General features: G+C 61.3%; 13 protein-coding genes. 7 read left to right on the top strand and 6 right to left on the bottom strand.

Translation table 11 applies throughout. From position 1 onward, the window contains the following. Positions 1–61: 61 nt before the first annotated feature. Together ACOERD_RS20120 and ACOERD_RS20115 are read left to right on the top strand one after the other, a co-directional pair. A complete protein-coding gene (locus ACOERD_RS20120; protein WP_419737624.1) occupies positions 62–1,804 on the top strand; it encodes an IS1634 family transposase in 1,743 nt (580 codons plus the stop codon). A 22-nt stretch (positions 1,805–1,826) separates the two neighbouring features. After that, positions 1,827–2,186: a YaaA family protein gene (locus ACOERD_RS20115; protein ID WP_419740554.1), complete on the top strand. Its 360-nt coding sequence runs from the start codon at positions 1,827–1,829 to the stop codon at positions 2,184–2,186. A 95-nt stretch (positions 2,187–2,281) separates the two neighbouring features. On the opposite strand, the gene ACOERD_RS20110 is transcribed toward ACOERD_RS20115, so the two are convergent. Continuing rightward, positions 2,282–4,468 (bottom strand): response regulator, encoded by a 2,187-nt coding sequence (locus tag ACOERD_RS20110; RefSeq protein ID WP_419740226.1) that lies wholly within the window; start codon positions 4,466–4,468, stop codon positions 2,282–2,284. 116 nt (positions 4,469–4,584) lie between these two features. Between ACOERD_RS20110 and ACOERD_RS20105 the strand changes: the two genes are divergently transcribed. Both ACOERD_RS20105 and pbpC read left to right on the top strand, forming a co-directional pair. Then, on the top strand, positions 4,585–10,008 hold the full coding sequence (locus tag ACOERD_RS20105) for an alpha-2-macroglobulin family protein (protein WP_419740225.1): 5,424 nt from the start codon (positions 4,585–4,587) through the stop codon (positions 10,006–10,008). Then, positions 10,005–12,065: a penicillin-binding protein 1C gene (gene pbpC, locus ACOERD_RS20100; RefSeq protein ID WP_419740224.1), complete on the top strand. Its 2,061-nt coding sequence runs from the start codon at positions 10,005–10,007 to the stop codon at positions 12,063–12,065. Before ACOERD_RS20105 ends, pbpC begins: the two co-directional genes overlap by 4 nt. A 27-nt stretch (positions 12,066–12,092) precedes the next feature. Here the strand turns inward: pbpC and ACOERD_RS20095 are convergent, their stop codons facing one another. Genes ACOERD_RS20095 through ACOERD_RS20080 form a run of 4 tightly spaced genes read right to left on the bottom strand, consistent with a single transcriptional unit; the run spans position 12,093 to position 18,770 of the window. Then, positions 12,093–14,135, bottom strand: a complete 2,043-nt coding sequence (locus ACOERD_RS20095; protein WP_419740223.1) for a hypothetical protein — start codon at positions 14,133–14,135, stop codon at positions 12,093–12,095. Then, a complete protein-coding gene (locus tag ACOERD_RS20090) occupies positions 14,132–16,894 on the bottom strand; it encodes a DUF4159 domain-containing protein (protein ID WP_419740222.1) in 2,763 nt (920 codons plus the stop codon). Before ACOERD_RS20090 ends, ACOERD_RS20095 begins: the two co-directional genes overlap by 4 nt. Next, positions 16,891–17,766: a DUF58 domain-containing protein gene (locus ACOERD_RS20085; RefSeq protein ID WP_419740221.1), complete on the bottom strand. Its 876-nt coding sequence runs from the start codon at positions 17,764–17,766 to the stop codon at positions 16,891–16,893. Before ACOERD_RS20085 ends, ACOERD_RS20090 begins: the two co-directional genes overlap by 4 nt. Further along, on the bottom strand, positions 17,763–18,770 hold the full coding sequence (locus tag ACOERD_RS20080; RefSeq protein ID WP_170379521.1) for an AAA family ATPase: 1,008 nt from the start codon (positions 18,768–18,770) through the stop codon (positions 17,763–17,765). Before ACOERD_RS20080 ends, ACOERD_RS20085 begins: the two co-directional genes overlap by 4 nt. Positions 18,771–18,822: 52 nt before the next feature. Here ACOERD_RS20080 and ACOERD_RS20075 point away from each other — a divergent pair, with 52 nt between their 5' ends. Next, positions 18,823–19,413 (top strand): DUF1285 domain-containing protein, encoded by a 591-nt coding sequence (locus ACOERD_RS20075; protein WP_419740220.1) that lies wholly within the window; start codon positions 18,823–18,825, stop codon positions 19,411–19,413. Here ACOERD_RS20075 and ACOERD_RS20070 read toward each other — a convergent pair. Beyond that, on the bottom strand, positions 19,410–20,270 hold the full coding sequence (locus ACOERD_RS20070; RefSeq protein ID WP_419740219.1) for a DMT family transporter: 861 nt from the start codon (positions 20,268–20,270) through the stop codon (positions 19,410–19,412). The two genes, ACOERD_RS20075 and ACOERD_RS20070, sit on opposite strands and share 4 nt — an antisense overlap. A 256-nt stretch (positions 20,271–20,526) precedes the next feature. Here ACOERD_RS20070 and ACOERD_RS20065 point away from each other — a divergent pair, with 256 nt between their 5' ends. Both ACOERD_RS20065 and ACOERD_RS20060 read left to right on the top strand, forming a co-directional pair. Then, positions 20,527–21,306 (top strand): hydroxypyruvate isomerase family protein, encoded by a 780-nt coding sequence (locus ACOERD_RS20065; protein WP_419740218.1) that lies wholly within the window; start codon positions 20,527–20,529, stop codon positions 21,304–21,306. A gap of 49 nt (positions 21,307–21,355) precedes the next feature. Next, on the top strand, positions 21,356–21,586 hold the full coding sequence (locus ACOERD_RS20060; protein ID WP_170472889.1) for a DUF2798 domain-containing protein: 231 nt from the start codon (positions 21,356–21,358) through the stop codon (positions 21,584–21,586). Positions 21,587–21,593: the final 7 nt, after the last annotated feature.

Below are 21,593 nucleotides of genomic sequence, written 5' to 3'. Positions count from 1 at the left end.
TAGTGCCCCATTATTATAAAAAGTATTGACATGGGCCTTCAGATGGCTAACCTCTTCGCCCATGTTCATCCGCACCAAACATGACGCAAAGCTCAACCGCACACGGATCCAGATCGTTGAATCCGTCCGCACCGGCTCCAAGGTACGCCAGAAGATCCTGCGCCATGTGGGTGTGGCCCATAACGACAGCGAGATTGAGGATATCAAGCGTCTGGCGGGCCGCTTGATGGAGCAATTACGCATTGATCGCTCGCCGCAAATGGAACTGTTCACGCCCACGGAATATGCCGATCTGCAGGCGCTGGTGCGCCGCGCTCCGCGGCCGGACAAGCTTGGCGTTGATCTTGCCGAGTGCCGTGAGGAGGCGCGGGTCTCTCTGGGTCTGCGGGATGTCATGGGGACGATGTATGACCAACTGGGTTGGGGGGCCCTTCTGGGGGCGGCGCGTAAAAGTGCCAATCGCATTGTGAAAGAGCTGGTTATGGCGCGGATCGCACAGCCCGAGAGCAAGCGCGCGACCGTGGAGGCGTTGGAGAACCAGGCAGGCATCACGCTCAATCTGGACGTGGTCTATCGGAGCATGGATTACATCAATACGCCGGTGATAGACGGGATTTGCAAAACCTCTCACGCGGCGGCAGAGAAGTTGCTGGGCGGGCCAGTGACCGTGCTGTTCTACGATTGCACGACCCTGGCCTTTGACACCGAGCGCGAGGACCCGGCCGAGGATGCGGACGGGGTCGAGCAGGATCATCTTCTGGCCAAGGGCTTCAGCAAGGATGGCAAGCATCACCGCGCTCAGGTCATGCTGGCGCTGATCGTCACCTCCGATGGGCTGCCTGTGGGCTATGAACTCTTCCCGGGAAACACCTGGGAAGGTCATACGCTGGAAGCTGCGCTGAAGGCGTTGGAGGGACGCTTCGACGTGGCCAGGGTCACGTTCGTGGCCGATGCCGCCATGCTCAGCAAGGACAACCAGCAGATGTTGCAGAACAAGGGTCTGCCCTACATCCTCGGCTATCGCATGAAGTCCGCCCCGGCCGCCGTGAAGGCGAACATTTTGAGCCCGGAGGGACGCCAGCCTTGGGCTGGACACGGTTCTGAAGAGGCAACCGAGAAGGGCTGGTACAAGGTGATCGACCAGGAGGGAGCGCGGGTCATTGTGACCTGGTCACCCACCCGGGCACGCAATGATGCCCACAAGCGCGACAAGGCAATCGAAAAGCTGCACAAGAAGCTCAAGCGCTCTCGCAAACCCGGCAGCTTCAGCAGCCGGGGATATGGCCGCTTCCTGGCCTTCCCCGACAGCGGGGACGTCACGCTGGATGATGCAAAGATCAAGGCAGCGGCACAATGGGACGGGCTGCATGCCATTGTTGTTCATGGTGCGGACGAACTGGAGGCACAGGACGTCATTGCCCGCTATCACCAGTTGTGGGAGATCGAAGCCTGCTTCCGCACCAACAAGCACGATCTGAAAATCCGGCCCATCTATCACTGGTCGCCGCGTCGGGTCCGGGCCCATATCGCCATCTGCTACATGGCCTTCTGCTGCCTGCAGCACCTGCGCAAGCATCTGGACCTGCTCGGACACCCGATGAGCCCGGCTCGTATCCGCAACGAGTTGAACGCATTGCAGCTCTCGATCCTGCGCCACAAAGGCACCCCTGACCGCTACGGCATGCCAAGCCATGCCACGGTCGATGCCAGACGCATCCTCACCTGCGTCGGCCTGACCTGGAACGAAGCCCCTTTCAAGATACCCCCCGGGCGCACCCGAAAAACTGGCCAGACCAAAGCCTGAGCTCCCTCAACACTCCGAAACAATCGCTGGCGAAAAAAGTCCGTGTAGTGCCTTTTGGCAACCAAGGCATAATAATATCAATGACTTATACGAAAAAATGTCGGAAGTCAGGTGCGCCAGTCAGGAGTATTTCGGGGCAGTCGATCTGAAAGCGCTGAACCTGAAGGTCGTCACTCCGGTCTTCATGGAAGACAAAGGTGGCACACCTAAAATCGTCAGCTTTTTCGCCAAGAAAGCGCGCGGTGCGATGGCGCGGTATATCATTCAACATCGCCTGACCGATCCGGCCGGTTTGCTGTGTTTTGACAGCGGCGGCTATGAATACCGCGCCGATCTGTCCGAGGACGACAAGCCCGTTTTCGTGCGTCCTTACACGGCTTAGAAGGCAGGAAGCGAGGGGCCAGCCCCTCGCGCTCCCCGAGATATTTTTAGCCAGATGAAGTTGGGACCCCTTTTTGGGGCCTCTGCCGCTGCTTACTAGGGCTTGAACGTGACAAGTTCAGCGTCCTCGGGGCAATGGTCCAGGATCATTTTCTGGATAAGGTTCTTGTGCAGCGGTTTGGTCAGGTAGTGATCGAGGCCGGCCTCCAGAATGCCCTGATCATCCCCCGCCATGGCGTGCGCCGTCAGGGCGACGATTGGAACGTGACGACCGGTTTCAACCTCGCGGCGGCGGATTTCGGCGGTAGCTTGTTTGCCATCCATGCGGGGCATCGAAATGTCCATGAAGATCAAATCGGGTAAAAACTCCTGATAGAGGTCAACAGCCTCTTGTCCGTTGCCTGCGAAACGCAATTTGATGTTCAGATCCTTGACCATCTTCTTCAGGATCAGCTGGTTGGTCCGGTTGTCCTCAGCCGCCAGTACGCGCATCACGCGGTTCCCGATTGGATGGGTCTCAGGCGTAGGTTGAGGCGAGGTATCTAGCTTGGATGCAGCGCGCCCCAAGGCGATCAGTCGGCTGTATAGCTCGGATCGGGGGATGGGTTTTTGCAAGACACCTTCGATCAGGTGCCGCGCGGTACTGGCGTGAATGACGCCTGGGTTGGTGGACATGATGACCACCGGCAACTCGGTCCATCCGCGATCGTGCAGGATGGTCGCAAGCTCCATCCCGTCCATGTCGGGCAAGTCATGATCACATAGAAACAAGTCAATAGAGGGATCCAGCTTCGACAGCGCCTCCCCTCCGGATGCGCAGAGTGTGACCTTAGCCCCAAGGCGCCCCAGTTGTTTGGCAAGGATGGCCCGGTTGGCGGCCATATCCTCGACCAGCATCACGTGTTTCAGATGCCCTTGCAGGTCGGGCGGAGAGGGTTGTGGCCCCTCGGCAGTGGGCAGAGTCACCCGGAAGCCAAAACACGACCCTTGCCCAATTTCGCTTTCGACCCAGACATTGCCCCCCATCATGGTAATCAGGCGTTTGGTGATCGCGAGGCCCAACCCCGTCCCTTCGAATTGGCGATTGCGTTCATCTTCAACCTGATTGAACTCACCAAAGATGTGGTTGATCTTGTCGTCCTCAATCCCGATGCCGGTGTCTTCAATGGCGATGTGAACGTCGCAATCTTGGCGGTCCGGATGAGGTACGCCGGTCACCCGGATCAACACATGACCTTCGCTGGTGAACTTGACGGCGTTGCCCACTAGGTTGGTCAAAACCTGCCGCACGCGCCCCGGATCACCCACGAACAGCGTCGGCAGGAAGAGGTCGTAATCCACCAGCAGCGTCAGGCCCTTATCCCGCACGCTGGGCTGCAGCAACATCGCGACCTCAAGGATGCAACGTTCGAGGTCGAATTGCTCGGGGTGCAGGATCAGCTTATCCGCTTCGATTTTGGAATAATCCAGCACGTCGTTGATGATGACCAGCAAAGCCTCACCCGAGTTGCGGATCGTGGTGACATATAGACGCTGTTCTTCATCCATCGGCGTTTCGGACAGTAACTCGGTCATGCCGACGATGCCGTTCATGGGCGTCCGGATTTCGTGGCTCATATTCGCGAGAAAGGCCGATTTGGCGCGGTTCGCAGCCTCGGCCCGGTCGCGTGCAGCCTGCAATTCCGCCTCATGCCGGACGGATGCGGTGATGTTCAGGGCGAGGCTGACCATATCGCCGCCGCTGCCGCGCTGGTCGATCAGGCGGATATATTGACCATTCCACAGTTGGATCACTTCGGGTGGGGGATTGGCCCGAGCCCAGCGTCTTTGCATGCGGGCCTGCCAGTCCCCGGTCTTTTCCGCGCCGGTGTCGACGATGCCTTCGTTGGTCAGTAATTCAAGAATGCGCGTGTAAGGGATACCCGGCGCGACCTCATCCAGACCCTCAAACACGCTCAGATAAGCGGTGTTGGCCCCGATCAGGCGACTGTCACCGTCGAAAAAGGCGAAACCGTCCTGAATGGTCTGGATCGAATGCCACAACCGGCGCTCGGCCACTTCGACCTTGGCATGAGCCTCGGTCAGATCGGATTTGACCTTTTCATTCTCATCCCGGACGGTTTCAACCTCAGCCTGGGTTTCACCGATGCGTTTGGTCAACGCCATCGCATGGCGGCCCAGTTTGCGATTGGCCGAGGACAGCTCGGCCTGTTTCAGCGCCAACATCCGTTCCGCCGCCAGGCGCGCGCGCCGTTCCTGTGCCAGTTTTTGTGCGAGGCTCATGATGCGTGATTCCGGTCCGCTCTGCCGTCAGCATCCGGGCAATCGGTGAAAAAGTGTTTAAGCCGTTGCCTGAGGGGCACCGCACGTGTCAAATTGACCCCAAACAGGAGGTCACAATGCACCGCTTTGTATTTTTTTCAATAACTTACATCATTTCAACTTTCGCCCTGACGCTGGGCGCGCTGGCTCAGACTGCCGTGCCCGAGTTCCGCTATATCACGACCCGAGATGCGGATTTTTATGGCTCGGATCTGGATGCGCTGTTCGATACGGATCTAAAGTCCTGCATCCGGGCCTGTTCGGCCAATCAAAGCTGCACGGCCTTTACCTATAACACTCGGTCGGATGCCTGTTTTCCTAAAAGCGGTGTGAACCGGCAGGAGCCATATCAAGGCGCGGTGTCGGCACAGAAAGCATTCACCCCTGAGCAGACCCTAATATTGGGGAAAACGCGTGCTGAGGCCCTCACGTTCCTAGGCCAGAAAGACCTGAACGAAGCGTTTCAGCAGGCCCGCGATCTTGGGTTTCGCCACTCTGCCGGAGGGCGTGACCTGCAGACGCTACTGGAGTCAGCGCTGAACGCAGATACGGATCGGCTTGCGATGTTGTGGACTGGGGAGGCCGTGACCCTCAGCGATGCGTCCGACCTATGGGTTGAATACGCCCGGCTGCTGCTACGCCTGAACCCGAACGGATATCAGGAGCAACAGGACTTCCGCATTCGCGCATTGAACTCCGCCATCAACGGATATCTGCGCGCGGACACACCGGGGGCCCAAATCGCGGCGCTGATGGTGATGTCAGACGCGCTGGAAGCGGTCGAACGCGGTCGCGATATGGTATCGGCGCTGCGGCTGGCCGAACAGGTCCAACCGCGTGAGGATGTCTTGGCAGCTTTGGACGATGCGATCGGTAAATACGGTTTCCGCATCATCGACAGCACGGTGGAAAGCAACGCCGCTGCGCCGCGTATCTGCGTTGAGTTCTCGGAACCCTTGGTCAAGGCGGGGGTCGATTACGACCCGTTTGTGCAACGCAGTGTCGATGGGCTGGTGGTGCAGGTCGATGGCAAAAGCCTTTGCCTGGACGGCGTTGCGCATGGTCAACGTTATCGCTTTGCCCTGCGCGAAGGGCTTCCGGCGGCCTCGGGTGAGGCCCTGAACCGTACTGTCGAACTGACGCACTACGTGCGTGACCGTGCTCCTTCGGTCCGGTTTCCGGGGCGCAGCTATGTGCTGCCGAAATCGGCGGATGCGGCCTTGCCGGTTGAGACGGTCAATACCGGCTCTCTGGACCTGACCTTGCGACGTGTCAGCGATCGCAACCTGATCCGGGCCGTGCAGCAGGATTTCTTTGGCCGCCCCCTAAGCGAATGGCAGGAACGTGAATTCTCGGACGAGATTGCCGAGGATGTCTGGACCGGTACCGCCGAGATCGCAAACGAATTGAACCAGAGCATGACCGCCCGCCTTCCCATGGCCGAGGCGATTGCTGATCAACCCGCTGGGATCTATGCCCTGACTGCGCGCGTCCCCGGGGCAGATCCTTATGATGATCCAGGCGCAACACAGTGGTTTGTGCTGACCGACCTGGGGATCAGCACAGCCCTTGGTACAGACGGGCTGCATGTCACCGTACGCGGCCTGCACGACGCAACCCCGCGCGAGGGGATCGAGGTCTCGCTGGTTTCAAACGCCAACGCGGTGATTGCCAAGGCGCAGACAGATGCCAGCGGCTATGCGCAGTTCGAAGCGGGCCTGACCCGCGGCAAAGGCGCAAGCGCACCTGCTTTGGTAATGGTCGCTGATGGGGATTCTGATTTCAGCTTCCTCTCTCTGACCGATCCCGCCTTTGACCTCTCGGATCGCGGGGTCGAAGGGCGCGCGCCTGCCAGTCCTGTGGATGTGTTCCTGACCACCGACCGAGGCGCCTATCGCGCCGGAGAGGTCATTCACATCACAGCCCTGTCGCGCGACAACACGGCTCAGGCCATCGAAGGCCTGCCCCTGACTGCCGTTCTCTATCGCCCTGATGGGGTGGAATATCGCCGCGCGGTCTCGGATGGCGGTGTTGCAGGCGGCCATGTCTTCAGCCTGCCCGTCGCCCCGGATGTGCCGCGCGGGACGTGGAAGATTGAGATCAAGTCCGACCCCAAAGCCGACGCTCTGGCCCGTCAAACTGTGCTGGTCGAGGATTTCCTGCCCGAGCGCATCGACTTTGACCTCAACCTGCCGGACGCCCCTCTGCGCCCCGGCGATACGCCGCCCTTGCAGATCGACGCCCGCTACCTGTTCGGCGCGCCGGGGTCGGATCTGAGCATTGACGGTCAGGTCATCGCCCGCCCAACCGACGCCGTTCCGGGATTTGAAACTTATCGGTTTGGGCGCTACGACGCCGAAACCTCAACCAAAAGCACCTATTTCGGCGATGCGCAGACGGATGCTTCTGGACAGGCGTCAGTTGCCATCGAAATCCCCGTGTTAGAGACGAATGGCAAACCTCTCGAAGCCGAAGTTATCACCCGACTGACGGACGGATCAGGCCGCCACGTCGAACGCCGCCTAACGGCTCCGGTCCGATCCGCACAGGCGATGATCGGCATCCGCCCCCTGTTCGAGGATGTGATCCCCGAAGGCACCGAGGCCGCGTTCCAAATCATCGGCTTGTCCCCGGACCTGACCGCTGAACCCATGCGCCTGCGCTGGACGTTGAACAGGCTGGAAACCCGCTATCAATGGTATCAGCTCTATGGCGACTGGAATTGGGAGCCGACCACGCGCCGTACGCGAATTGCCACTGGTGAGGTTGAGACAGGTGCAGAGCCGCTGAAACTGTCGCAGCCGGTTGACTGGGGACAGTATGAACTGGTGGTCGAACGCCTCGATGGCGCTTACGCGGAAACCGCCGTGGAGTTCAGCGCGGGTTGGTATCAGGCGGCAGACGCCTCAACCTCACCCGACCGGCTGGAAATGTCGCTGGACCGCGACAGCTATCGTCCGGGTGAGACGGCGCAACTGCGGATCGTGCCGCGCATGGCAGGCGTGGCGCAGATCGAGGTCCTCTCAAACCGTCTGATCCACCGCCAGATGGTCGACGTGTCAGAGGGCGAAACCGTGATCCCGATCGACGTGACCGAGGATTGGGGTGCGGGGGCCTATGTCACCGCCACTGTGATCCGCCCCATGGATGTCGCAGCCGGTCAGAACCCGGCACGTTCGATGGGCGTGGCCCATGCAACGGTTGAACCTGTCGGGCGCACATTGGATGTGAGCATTGATGTGCCGCAGGTGACCTCTCCGAGAACAACGCAAAAAACCCTTATTAGGGTCGAGAATATTCCAGAAGGAGAGCCTGTTTGGCTAACTCTGGCCGCCGTGGATGTCGGCATCCTGAATCTGACCGGTTTCGAAAGCCCCGATCCGCAGAGTTACTATTTTGGCCAGCGCCGTCTGGGTGTGGACCTACGTGATGTCTATGGCCGCCTGATCGACGGCATGAACGGTGCAATGGGCACAATCCGTTCAGGAGGAGACAATTCGGGAATGCAGAGGCAATCTCCTCCGCCCACACAAGACCTGATGGCCGTTTTCAGCGGCCCGGTTCAGGTGGATGCGAACGGAGAGGTCGAGGTCGATATCCCTCTGCCCGCCTTCAACGGCACCGTGCGGCTGATGGCGGTCGCTTGGTCGGCGGCCGCCGTCGGACAGACCGAGGCCGAGATGATCGTGCGCGACCCCGTGGTCGTCACCGCCAGCCTGCCCCGTTTTCTGGCCCCCGGCGACCAAAGCCGGATGTTACTTGAGATCGTCCATGCCGATGGCCCATCAGGTGAGATTAGACTGGGGCTGACCACCTCATCCGGGTTGGAGTTGGGAACAGCCCCCGCCAGCTTTGTGCTGGAGGATGGCGGCAAAGCGGTGTTCGAAATCCAGCTTCGCGCGCTTGCCGTTGGAGACCCGGAAATCAGCGTGGCGATCACGACGCCGGATGGCCGTGACTTGTCGCAAACCCTCCGGATGCCAATACGCGCAAACGACCCTATTGTGGCTCAAACACGGCGGTTTTCGCTGGGTACGGGCGACAATTTCCTGTTCACCCAGGACGTGTTCGATGGCTTCCAGCCCGGCACCGCAAAGGCGATCTTATCCGCGGGAGCTTTGGCAAAGTTCGACACGCCCGCCCTTCTGGATCAGTTGAATCGCTACCCATATGGCTGCACCGAGCAAATCACCAGCAAGGCTCTGCCGCTGCTGTACCTGTCGTCCGTGGCGCAAGCGTCGGGGCTGGGTGACGGGCCAATTGTGGATCAACGCATCGGCGACTCGATCCGCAGTATCCTGACCCGGCAGGCCCCGAACGGAGCGTTCGGCCTCTGGCGTGCAGAAAGCGGGGATTTCTGGTTGGATGCCCATGTCACCGACTTCCTCTCGCGCGCCCGAGCGCTAGGCCACCCGGTGTCGGACCGCGCCTTTGCGCAGGCCATGGATAACCTGCGCAACCGCGTAAACTATGCCCCGGATTTTGACGAAGGCGGTGAAGATATTGCCTATGCTCTGATGGTGCTGGCGCGCGAAGGCGCAGCCTCGATGGGCGATCTGCGCTATTACGCGGATACCAAGGGGGACGCTTTCGACACCCCTCTGGCCGCCGCGCAACTTGGGGCGGCGCTGGCGTCCTACGGAGATCAGACCCGCGCCGATGCCATGTTCGCCCGTGCGGCCCAGCTGCTGCAGCGCCGACCCGCGCTGGAGCGCTACCTTTGGCGGGTCGACTACGGAACAGATCTGCGGGATGCCGCCGGGCTGCTGACCCTTGCGGTCGATGCGGGCAGTCAAGCCGTGGACCGGGACGCGTTGATCCAGCGTGTCACCTCAGGCCGCGCGCATTTGTCGACGCAGGAGGCCTCATGGTCTCTGCTGGCCGCGCATGCGCTTGTATCCGACCCATCCGACTCGGGGTTGATGGTGAACGGCGCGCCGGTCTCGGGCCCCTTCGTTCAGGTGCGTGAGACGGGGTTTACGGATGATCTGAACATCTCGGCTACTGCAGCCAACCCAACCGACATCACACTGACAGTGACGGGCATCCCAACCACACCGCCCGAGGCTGGAGGCACAGGATACGCTATAAACAGAGCCTATTACTCGCTTGAAGGCGACCCTCTGGACCCGTCTACCTTCACCGTCGGTGACCGCTTCGTTACCGTTCTAACCGTCACACCGTTCGAGAGCGGCGGCGCGCGGTTGATGATCGATGACCCTCTGGCCGCGGGGATTGAGATCGACAACCCCAACCTGTTGCGATCAGGCGATGTACGCGCGTTGGATTGGCTGGACCTGTCCGACGCGACACATACCGAGTTCCGCTCAGACCGCTTTCTGGCGGCGGTCGATCTGTCCGGGGGCGAGACGGTGACGCTGGCCTATGTAGCCCGCGCCGTCACGCAGGGTGCGTTCCACCACCCAGCCGCCTCGGTCGAGGATATGTATCGCCCGCAAAACCGCGCGCGGACAGAAACCGGGCGGGTTGAGGTGCGGTGATCCCGCACCCTCCATATCGCAGCAAGGGGTTCGCCCCGCTGCTGCTGGCGCTGGCCTTTGCGCTCTATCTGACCGCCTTTGCGCGGGACCGGTTGGATGCGTGGGTAGACGCGACCGTCCTGCCACCTGTTCTGGCCGAAACTTCGGTCGAAGTCAGGAACCGAGACGGAGCCCTTTTGCGGGCTTTCCCGGTCGAAGATGGCATCTGGCGGATGCGCCCCGGCTCGGTGGACCCGGCGTTCATCGAAATGCTGGTGCGGTATGAGGACAAACGGTTCTGGTCACATTCCGGTGTCGACGCTCTCGCGTTCCTCCGCGCTGCCGGGCAAGCCCTATGGAATGGGCGAACTGTTTCGGGGGGATCAACCCTGACCATGCAGGTCGCGCGGCTGATCGAGGATGGCTCAACTGGGCGCTGGAGCGGCAAAATTCGCCAAGTTAGGGTCTCATTGGCGCTGGAACGGCGTCTGAGCAAACAGCAGATCCTAAACCTCTACCTGACCCACGCCCCCTATGGCGGCAATCTGGAAGGTCTTCGCGCAGGCAGCCGTGCATGGTTTGGAAAAGACCCGGCGCGGCTAACCCCAGCGCAGGCGGCCCTACTGATTGCCCTTCCGCAGTCGCCCGAGGTCCGGCGCCCGGACCGTGCCCCTTTGGCCGCCCGAGACGCGCGAGATCGGGTTCTGAAGCGGATGCAGTCTTACGGAGTTCTGACCGCGTCCGAGACGCACAGCGCGCTGACCGAAAACATCCCGGATCAGATGCGCGCATTTCCCCGCTTGGCCCCTCACCTGACAGACCGAGCGCGGCGTGAAAACCCGGAAGCTGAGGCTTTGGACCTGACACTGGATGCCGGGCTGCAGAAGCGGCTGGAACCTCTCGTGGCGCAGGCGGCGGCGCGAGCGGGGCCGCGTATTTCTGGGGCGCTGATCGTAGCAGATCACCGCAGTGGAGAGATTCTGGCCTCGGTCGGTTCTTCGGGCTACGCGGGGGCGCGGCAAGGGTTCGTGGACATGACCCGAGCGCTGCGCTCTCCTGGGTCGACGCTGAAACCTCTGGTCTATGGGTTGGCCTTCGATCAGGGGCTAGCCCATCCCGAAACGTTGATCAGCGACAGCCCGGTGATGTTTGGCCGCTACGCGCCGCGTAACTTCGATGGCGTATTTCGCGGCGATGTGCGGGTGCGGGACGCGCTGCAAATGTCGCTTAATATTCCAGTTGTACGCCTGACGGATGAGCTTGGGCCTGCGCGCGTGATGGCCGCCCTTAAGCAGGCCGGAGCCCACCCGAAACTGAAAGGAGTCACGCCGGGTCTTGCTATTTCGCTAGGTGGCGTTGGGCTGAGCCTGCACGATCTGGTGCAACTCTACGCCACGCTGGCCGCAGGTGGGCAGGGGCCATGGTTGCGCCATGAGGCCTTGGCGGATCGCGCTGAGACGCCTCGGGTTCTGTCAGATGTCGCGGCGTGGCAGGTGAGCGATATTCTGGCCGGTCTTGCCCCCCCTCCGGGGGCCGCCGCGTTTGGTCTGGCGTATAAGACCGGCACGTCTTACGGGCATAGGGATGCTTGGGCGATCGGCTTTGACGGCCAGCACGTGATCGGCGTTTGGCTAGGGCGCGCGGATGGCACTCCGGTCCCCGGCGCCTTTGGTGGAGAGCTGGCGGCCCCTTTGCTGTTCGAAGCCTTCGGCCATCTGAAACCGGCTGCTACCCCGCTGCGCCCACCACCGCCATCGACCTTGATTGTGGGGGCCGCCGGACTGCCGCAACCTTTGCAACGCTTTCAGCCCCGAGGGGCAGCGTTCGACGATGACCCAAGCGCCCCAGACCTGATCTTTCCGCCCAATAATTCTGTGTTAGAGACTGATGGATATCCCGTGACCATAAAATTGCGCGGCGGGGTCGTACCGTTTTCACTGCTTGCGGATGGCGTTCCGGTGTTGACGGGGCAGCGACATCGCGAGTTCGAAATTCCCAACCCGGGTCGCGGGTATTCCGCACTCGTGGTGGTAGACGCCCGTGGCGCGTCGGATCGGGTGTCAGTTCGGATCGACTAAAGCGTTTCAGGTTTAACTCGGAGCGATCTAGCGACGGCCTTCGCGCAGCCAACCGCCCAGCAAGAACCCACCGGCCAGCAGCAGAACCAGCCACGGCGGCAGCAGCCCGGCCTGCGTGACGACCCGCGTTTCATAGGCCTCGCGCGGGGTGAGACCGATCCAGCCACGCCCCGCCGCCGGACGCCCAGCGCGGACGTTGCGGATTGAGGGCAAACCCTCCTCCAGCCGGATCACGCCACCGCGCATGGCGGCGATCACAGGTTCAAGCACGTCGCCGGTTGCGATCGTACGCTCGAACTCTTTCGGGGCCGCAGGGCCGAGGCCGATCACGGCCATCAAATCGCCTTCCTGCAGGCGATAGAGGCCAATTTCGGGTCCGAAATACTGCGCCTCGAACCGTCCGGGCGAGACCTCCTCAAGGGTGATCTCAAGCGTTTCGCCATTGGGCCGGGTGATCGTGACCGGCCCGACCTCTTCTTCGAGGGTCTGGCGAATGATGCGCATCGACTGGCCGTTGGCCTCGGCCCAGAGCGCCTCTTCTTCAAGCTCGGGCTCTTTCATCATCCAATGTGCCAGACGGCGTAGCAATTCCAGCTGAGGCCCGCCGCCTTCAAAACCCCGGCTCCATAGCCAGGCGTGGTCTGACGCCAGCAGGGCTACTCGCCCTTCACCCACCCGGTCCAGTACCAATAGCGGCCGGTCCTCAAGGCCGGTCATCAGCACCTGGCCCGAGCGTTCATTCACATCGATCTGGCGCAGCCATGCACCCCAATCCTCGGAATCGCCCAGATTGGTAGTCACAGGGTGCCGATGCCCCAGACCACTAACCATGGGAACGTAGCGCTCTTCGATCACCCGTGCCGTCGGTTGCGCCGGAAGACTGCCCGCGAGGGGCGAGCGGAAGATGCTATCCGCGGTGGCGAAATCAGGGCCTGCGGCGATCAGCACAGCGCCCCCGTTGTCGATATAATCGGCCACGTTATCCAGATAGATCGCAGGCAAGATGCCCCGGCGTTTGTAACGATCAAAGATGATCAGGTCGAAATCGTTGATCTTCTCCAGAAACAGTTCGCGTGTCGGGAAGGCGATCAGAGACAGTTCATCCACCGGGACACCGTCTTGCTTCTCAGGTGGGCGTAGAATTGTGAAATGCACCAAATCGACCGAGCTGTCGGATTTCAGCAGGTTGCGCCAAGTGCGCCCGCCGGGATGTGGCTCGCCCGATACCAGCAGAACGCGCAGCCGGTCACGCACACCGTTCATTTGGATCAATGCTGTATTGTTGCGGTCGGTCAGCTCACCTTCGGCCTCAGGGACCGTGAACTGGATGACGTTGCGGCCCCCATGCGGCAAAGAAATCGGCAGTTCGACATCCACGCCGATGGGGATACGAAATTCCTCCGGCTCGCCCCCATCGACCGAGATCTCAAGCGGCGCGCTGGTGGCCCCGCCCGGAGCCGCTCCGCTGTCTTCGACGCGCAGGGTCAGGGTGACGGGTTCACCGATGATGGCAAAGGCAGGTGCATTGCGGACGATGAGCCTGCGGTCCCAGTCGTTCTCACGCCCGGTCTGCAAAAGGTGCAGCGGCGCAGGCAGGTCGGGCGCTTGGTCAACGTCATGAACGATCCCGTCCGAGACCACGAGGATACCGGCCACCCGCGCGCGCGGCTCCTCGGCCAGGGCCGCATTCACAGCGGCCATCACTTGCGTGCCTTCGTCGCCATCTCCGTCGCCCACGCGGATGCGGCGTAGTTCGGTGTTGTCGCGCGACTCGATTTCGGCCGCCAAGGCCTCGGCCGCTTGGGCGGTTTGGTCGGCCCTGTCCGAGAGCGTCTGGCTGGCGCTTTCATCCTCGATCATCAGAACGATATCTGTCAGCGGCGCGCGGTCTTCGACCTGATAGACCGGACCGGCAAGCGCCGCGATCACCACCAAAACGGCCAACCCACGCAAAGCCCATCCTGACAACCCACGCCAGACCGCCACGACCACACCTGCAACGGCGATCGAGGCGACCACAAGTAGTATTGGCCACGGGATCAGCGGATCAAATATAACGGTTCCGGTCATTGTCCCAACCTGTCCAGCAGAGCAGGCACATGGACCTGATCGGATTTGTAGTTCCCGGTCAGCACATGCATCACCAGATTGACCCCAAAGCGATTGGCCAGCTCGCGCTGACGCTCCCCCGCATAGCCTCGACCGACCGGCAGCAGGGCTTGCCCATTGCGATCCACCGCCCATGCCCCGGCCCAGTCATTGCCGCCAATCACCACAGGTGTCACATTGTCGTTGAGGTTGCGGAAGGGCATCCCTTCGATCTGCTCGGCATCCAGCGGAGCGGCCTCAACCCAGACATCGGTTCCGGCGTAGCGTCCGGGGAAATCCTGCAGAAGATAGAAAGTTCGCGTTAGCACGTGATCGTTCGGAATCGGCTCTAACGCGGGGATATTCAGCGGTGCGGCCAGTTGCTGCAGCTTGCGCCCATTGGGGCTGGAGGCACCGAAACCCGCGATATCCGCATCGCGCGTGTCAAACAGGATCATACCGCCCGAGCGCAGATAGGCATTCAGCTTGGCATAGGCCTCATCCGACGGGCGCGGCTGATCCTGCGTGATGGGCCAGTAAAGCAGGGGGAAAAAAGCCAGCTCGTCCCGTTCCAGATCAACGCCAATCGGCGCAGCGGGTTCGACCGAGGTTCGGTAGTTCAACGTCTGGGCCAATCCCTGCAACCCGGCTTGTGCGATGTCGTCCACCTGGCTGTCGCCAGTCAGCACATGCGCCAAAACCAGTTCGTGCGTGGCGGCGAGGGCAAAGTCGGTCTCATCGGGCGACTGCGCCTGCGCCTCGGGCACGAGCAACACGGCCCCCATAGCAACCGCTGCCGCCTTGGCCAGACCCAATCGGCCCGACAAGGCCAGAGACGCGATTACGTCCACGGTCAAAAGGATCAATGCGAGGCTCAGAAGTATTCCTCCCAAGGGCGTCTCGGTTGAGGCCTCCTGCCCACGGATCGGCACATCCGCGGGCCATGCAACAGGGCTGAGCGTTGTATCCTCGGACAGCACATTCCGCGCCAGCTTTTGCTTCCCACTTTCATAGAGGCCGGGACGAAGGTCGGGCCCAATCTGTCCTGACACCAGCTCAACCCCATCCACACCCGCCAGCGTACCGGCATCGGACAATGCTCCGAACCCATCCATGATCTGAACCGGCTCCCACGTGGTGCCCTCCAATTGCGCGACCTGACGCGATTTCGCGGCCGAGGCAACGGCCAGACGGTCCAGCATTTCCACGAACAGGCCAGACAGCGGCAGGCTGGACCATTCCGCATCGGCGGTCACGTGGAACAGCACAACCTGTCCCAAACCCAGCGCCTTGCGCGTGACCAGAGGGGTGCCGTCCGAAAGCGACGCAATCACGCGATCGGCCAAGTTAGGGTCTGGTTGCGCCATAACCTGAGTTGACACGGTCACGTCATTCGGTATCTGCAACCCGTAAAAGGGCGAGTCCTCGGGGAACGGTGCCAGTGTCTTGGATTCCCCCCAGCTCATTGCGCCGCCAACGGTGCGACCGCCGCTGCGCAAGCGAACTGGCAGCAGCGTATCCTCTTCATCGCGACCCAGATCGCTCGCCGCCATGCGGGGCCCTGCAAATCGCAGCAACAGGCCGCCCTGTTCGACCCATTCGATCAGGGCAACCTCTTCCGGACCCGAGATCTGGGCGACATCCGAGAGCACAATTACATCGGGATTTGCAGGTAGAACCTCGGGCAGGCCGCCCTCAACAAAATCGGCGGTGGGGATCAGAACCTGCGTGAGGTAATGGAGCGGCGACAACAGCTCCAACCCCTCGCGGTTGAGGGTTCCGGCGATCAGCGCAACCTCGCGCCTCCGCAAACTGTCATCGGTTAGCGTCACCGCCCCGGCCGAGCGCTGGCCCTGCAGCTCAAACCGTGTGATCCGGGCGCGCAGCTCGGACGGAAGGGCGAGGTCGATCTGGGCCTGTGTTTCTCCGGTTGCGAAAGTCATCTCGGCCGATTGCAGTACCCGTGCCGTGCCTGCCGGGTCACGGCCTTGCGCCAGAACGGTCACGCTCTCCTCCGGGCCCGGTTCGGCCCGCAATGCGGTCAATTGAATGACTCCGTCCTGATAAACGGCCGGCAAAAGTGCCAACGCTGCCGCGTTTGAGCGGTAGACGGTGACCTGCCCGCGGGACTGTAGTTCAGACACTAACTCAGGGTGTTTTTCATAGCTCAAGCGGTCGCTGAACCAATGCGTATCAAACCCGCCCTCGACCTGACCCAGCGCGGCGATGACCTGATCAACCTGATCTTCGGTCGGCTGCCACGGGTTCGGAACAAGCCCCGGCAAACGGTTGCGCCACGCCTCGGCCGCCTGAAACACGGGCGATTCCGGCTCGGTCAGGCGCAGGATCGAGACGGGGCGGCCTGCGCGCCCGGCTTCGGTCAATTGCGCGTCGATCTGGTCCAGCGTCGACGACCAGCGCGTGGCCCCGGCCCAGCTTGCATCCAACACCAACATCAGGGGACCTGTGCCCGTCTGATCGCGCGACGGGTTCAACACGGGACCGGCCAAACCGATAATGATCGCTGCCGCCGCCAGCATCCGCAGCAAAAGCAACCACCAAGGCGTTCGGTCCGATACGCTTTCGTCGTCTTTGAGGCCGAGCAAAAGTGTAACCGCCGGGAACATTCGACGGATCGGCGCGGGCGGCACCGCGCGCAGGATCAGCCACAGAATCGGCAGGGTCAGCAGACCCAACAACACCCACGGCGCAGTGAAACCGATGCCCGCCAAAACGGTCATTGAACACCCCCGTCCAGCGCACGATAGAGCCACAATAGAGCCGATTGCGCGCTTTCTCCGGTGTGGTGCAGACCCAATTGCCAGCCGGTCGCGCGGCACAGATGCGTCAGCGCATCCTTGCGCTCGGCAAGGCGGTCCAGATACCGGTCGCGCAGCTCTCCGGCCTTCAGCGTTTCACGCCGAACGGTGCCGCCGACGCTTTCAAAAATGGTGCGGCCCGCGAAGGGGAACGTCTCTTCCCCCGGATCGAGGACTTGCAACAAAACACCCCGAACGCCGCGATCTGCTGCTTTGGTCAGGGCCAGTTCAACCTCATCCATCGGGCCAAGAAAATCCGAGATGAACACCGCACGGGCATGAGGGATCATGGCGCGGTGTTCGGGTGGCGCGTAGTCGACCTCCGAGTCCTCTGACCACGCCTCGGCCAAACGAATGATCTGTGCGTTCCCGCGTCGGGGCGGCAGGGTTGTACCCGTCAGGCCAACACGTTCCCCGCCGCGCACCAGAAGGATCGCGGTCGCCAGACCCAACAGCCGAGCACGATCCGCCTTGGAGGGCAGCGCCTTATCCGACGCAAAGCGCATCGATGCCCCCTGATCGACCCACAGCATGACCGACTGCGCGATCTGCCACTCGCGTTCGCGCACGAATTGCTGATCCCCGCGTGCCGAGCGGCGGTGGTCGATCATCCGGCGGCTGTCTCCGATCTGGGCGGGACGATATTGCCAGAAGTCGTCCCCCATGCCGGATCGACGTCGGCCATGGTCACCCAACAGAACAGTGCCTGCCAGATGTTCGGCCCGCGCCAATAGCGGCGGCAGCCGGGACGCCTCGGCCTCGGAACGTTGACGAAGGGTTAGCGCAGCATTCACGCCGCAGCCTCAGTGCGGATCAGGCCAGCCGCTGTGCTATCGATCAGATCGGCAAGGCTGTCGCCCCGCGCGCGCGCCGCGAAATTCAGAGCCATCCGGTGGCTGAGAACCGGGCGGGCCATATCCAGAACGTCCTCGGCATTCGGGGCCAGACGCCCCTGCAACATCGCCCGCGCCCGCACGGTCATCATCAGCGCCTGCGCCGCACGCGGACCGGGACCCCAAGCAACGGTTTCAGCGACGCGATCCGAGACGCCCGCTTCCTCGGGGCGGAAGGCGCGGACCAGATCGAGGATCAGTTCCACAACCGAATCCCCCACAGGCATCCGGCGCAGCAGGACTTGGGCGGCCAACAGCTCTTCTTTGCTGAAGATCTGATGCGCCTCGTCCTCGGCCACGCCGGTGGTGGCCAGAAGGATATCCCGCTCAGTCTGGCGATCAGGGTATTCCACGTCGATCTGCACAAGGAAACGGTCTAGCTGAGCTTCGGGCAGCGGATAGGTGCCCTCTTGCTCAATCGGGTTTTGCGTTGCCAACACGTGGAACGGTGTGCCCAGCACCCGATCTTCGCCCGCCACGGTCACTGTGCGTTCCTGCATCGCCTGCAGCAAGGCAGACTGCGTCCGAGGGCTGGCGCGGTTGATCTCATCCGCCATCAGCAGCTCACAAAAGATCGGCCCCGAAATAAACCGGAAATGTCGGCTGCCATCATCGGCGGTGTCCAGAACCTCGGACCCCAGAATATCGGCGGGCATCAGGTCAGGCGTGAATTGAATACGGTTGCCATGAAGGCCCATCACGGTGGACAGCGTTTCAACCAGTCGGGTTTTTCCCAGACCCGGCAAACCGATCAGCAGGGCATGCCCCCCGCACAGCAGCGCCGTCAGGGTCAGATCCACGACCCTCTCCTGCCCGATGAAGCGGCGGGTGATCGAGGATTTCGCCTCTTGCAGCTTGTTTTCCAACGCTTCGATCTCGGACACGAGGTCGGCAGGTTCGGACATGACTTTCCCTTCCGTGGACTATTATAGATGAAGTCTATCGCGCTGAGAGGAAATGGCAAAAGCAATGAGCGGACAAAAACCTGTGAAACCTTCCCCTGACGGTCTTGCGGCGTCGATCAAAGCGACCAAAACCAAGGGTTTACCCCCCGTTCATCTCTGGAATCCCCCTTTTTGCGGTGATCTGGACATCCGGATCGCCAAAGATGGCACTTGGAGTTATTTAGGCTCGCCCATCACCCGTTTCGAGCTTGTGAAGCTTTTTTCTTCAATTCTTAAGCTGGAGGACGGGAAATACTACCTGGTGACCCCAGTCGAGAAGGTGGGAATCACCGTCGAGGATGCGCCGTTCATCGCGGTAGATGTCGATGCCTCGGGCGAGGGTGAGGCGCAGGCTCTGACTTTCACCACCAAGGTTGGCGATGTCGCGGTGGCCGGGCCGGATCATCCGATCCGCGTTGTCATGGACCCGCAGACCCAGGAACCCTCTCCATACATTCTGATCCGCGACGGGCTTGAGGCCCGGATTGACCGCAAGAGCTTTTACCGGCTGGTCGAGATGGGTACCCATCATGAGGACTGGTTCGGAGTTTGGTCCGAACAGCGCTTCTTTCCGTTGATCAAGTCAGAAGACCTGCCGGACTAAGCCGCCTTTGCAAATTTCCGATCCTGCGCCAGCACTACGGCCACCGCAACGACCCCTGCGCCCAAAGCGCGGGTCCAGTTCCACTCTTCCCCCAGCACCAGCATGATCAGCATCACGTAGAACGGTGCGATGTTGATGTGGAACGAGGCCAAAGCAACGCCCAGTTTCCCAACGGATCCGACAAACAGAACCTGGCTGAGGCCCATAGACACCAGAGCATAGATCCCAAGCATTCCGATCTGTTGAACATCAATCTGCGCCGTTGGCATGACATCCATACCCACTTGGCGTGCCCCGAAAAACAGCAGCAAAGCGACGACTAAGCCGCCGAAGAACGTAATTGTGCTGCGCCCGGTCTGGCTCAGCTCGGGAAAATCCCTCGCCGTTGCCATAGTCGCCCAGCAGAACAACCCGGTGGACACGATGGCGCAGATCGCGCCCAAACCCAATTGCGCGGGCGCCACTGCACTGGTCGCGATCAGACCGCCAATGATGGACACCACAACGCCCAGCGCGAAATTCCAGCGCAACCGTCGTGCCCCGGTTGCCAGTTCGATCAGAGTGGCAAACAATGGCGCGCAGGAGGCAATGATGGCGACGGTCACCGGATCTGTCAGCTTCTGCGCAACGATGATCAGGAACATCCCGGCCCCGAGCGTCCCTCCAACAAGCATCGCATGACCCCAACGGGCGCGCAAAACCCGGCTTGGCCCGTCGATCAGAAACCACAAAGGCACCATGACCGCCACGGCAAGCGCCAGACGCGCCACGAACAGCGCGACCGGAGGCCAAGTCTGTAGCAATACTTCGGCCGCAGGAAACCCTGCCGCCCAGGTCAGCATGGACGCCACAGCCAAACCGTTTCCAGACAAGGCCGAGCTGCGGCCAGTGGACATAGGAAGAGTGTTCCCGCACACAGGATCAGGGCTCATCGCCATGGGATCGGACCTTCTGTTGAAACGGCGCAGATGAATGATTCGCCGTATTAGCCCAAACATCTCTGGACTTGGGCCTGCCTTCTTGTCGATTTTCGACAATCTGTCGTTTTCAATCCCTTTCCTCGAGAATCGGTGGCGACTAAGCTTGGGCGGATCACCGACCCAAAGGCCTCTCATGCCCAAATTCGCCGCCAATATCTCGCTGCTCTTTGCCGAACTCCCATATCTGGAGCGGTTCCAGGCTGCGGCCGAGGCGGGCTTCAAAGCCGTTGAAATTCTGTTCCCCTATGAGCTGGCCGCAAAAGAGACCCGCCGTGCCCTTCTGGCCAACGGTCTGGAGCTTGTGCTGATCAACGCGCCTCCGCCAAACTACACGGGGGGTGAGCCGGGCTATGCCGCCGTGCCCGGCGGTGAGGCGCGGTTCCAATCCGATATCCGCCGCGTCTTGCGCTATGCCGATGTGCTCAAACCCGGCCTGATCCACATCATGTCCGGCTATGCATCGGGGCCTGAGGCGCTGGATTGCTTTGTTCGCAACCTGCAATGGGCCGCCGATACAGCCCCCGGCCAGACCTTCACCATCGAGCCGCTGAACCAAGTGTCCCAACCCGACTATTTCCTTAACGACTACGATTTGGCCGCCGAGGTTCTGGACCGCGTGGATCGCCCCAACCTGGGCCTGCAATATGACAGCTTTCACGCACAGATGATCCACTCGGATCCGCTGGAGATTTGGGATCGTTTTCACAATCGCGTCATCCACGCCCAGATCGGCGCAGCGCCCCACAGGTCCGAACCGGGTAGCGGAGATCTGGATTTTCAGACCCTATTTAAGGCGATGGAGGTCTCTGGCTATGAAGGATGGGTCAGTGCGGAATATACTCCCTCAACAGCTTTGACAAGCTCATCCCTGGATTGGATGCATAAGGCAGTTCTTGCCAATGCAGATCTCTGATCCGCAAATAGCGCCGTTCGTCCTACCGTAGATACCAAGGAAACGCCTCATGATCCCTGCCCGCTATGCCCGCGCCGTGTTCAGCCTGATCATGTCCGGGCTGATGTCCTGCATCGTCACCGGGATCGCCACGGTCAAAGCCATCGGCTTTGGCCCCTCTACCCTTGGCGACTGGATGGCTTCATGGGCCTTTTGCTGGCCCATCGCCTTCACCGTAATCCTGCTGTTCGGCCCCAGTGTGCAACGGTTCGTCAACCGCATGGTCAGGCCGCAGGACTGACCCGCTG

This window comes from Ruegeria sp. (assembly GCF_965199275.1).
GTDB lineage: Bacteria > Pseudomonadota > Alphaproteobacteria > Rhodobacterales > Rhodobacteraceae > Ruegeria.
This window is presented reverse-complemented; position numbering and strand designations above follow the sequence as displayed.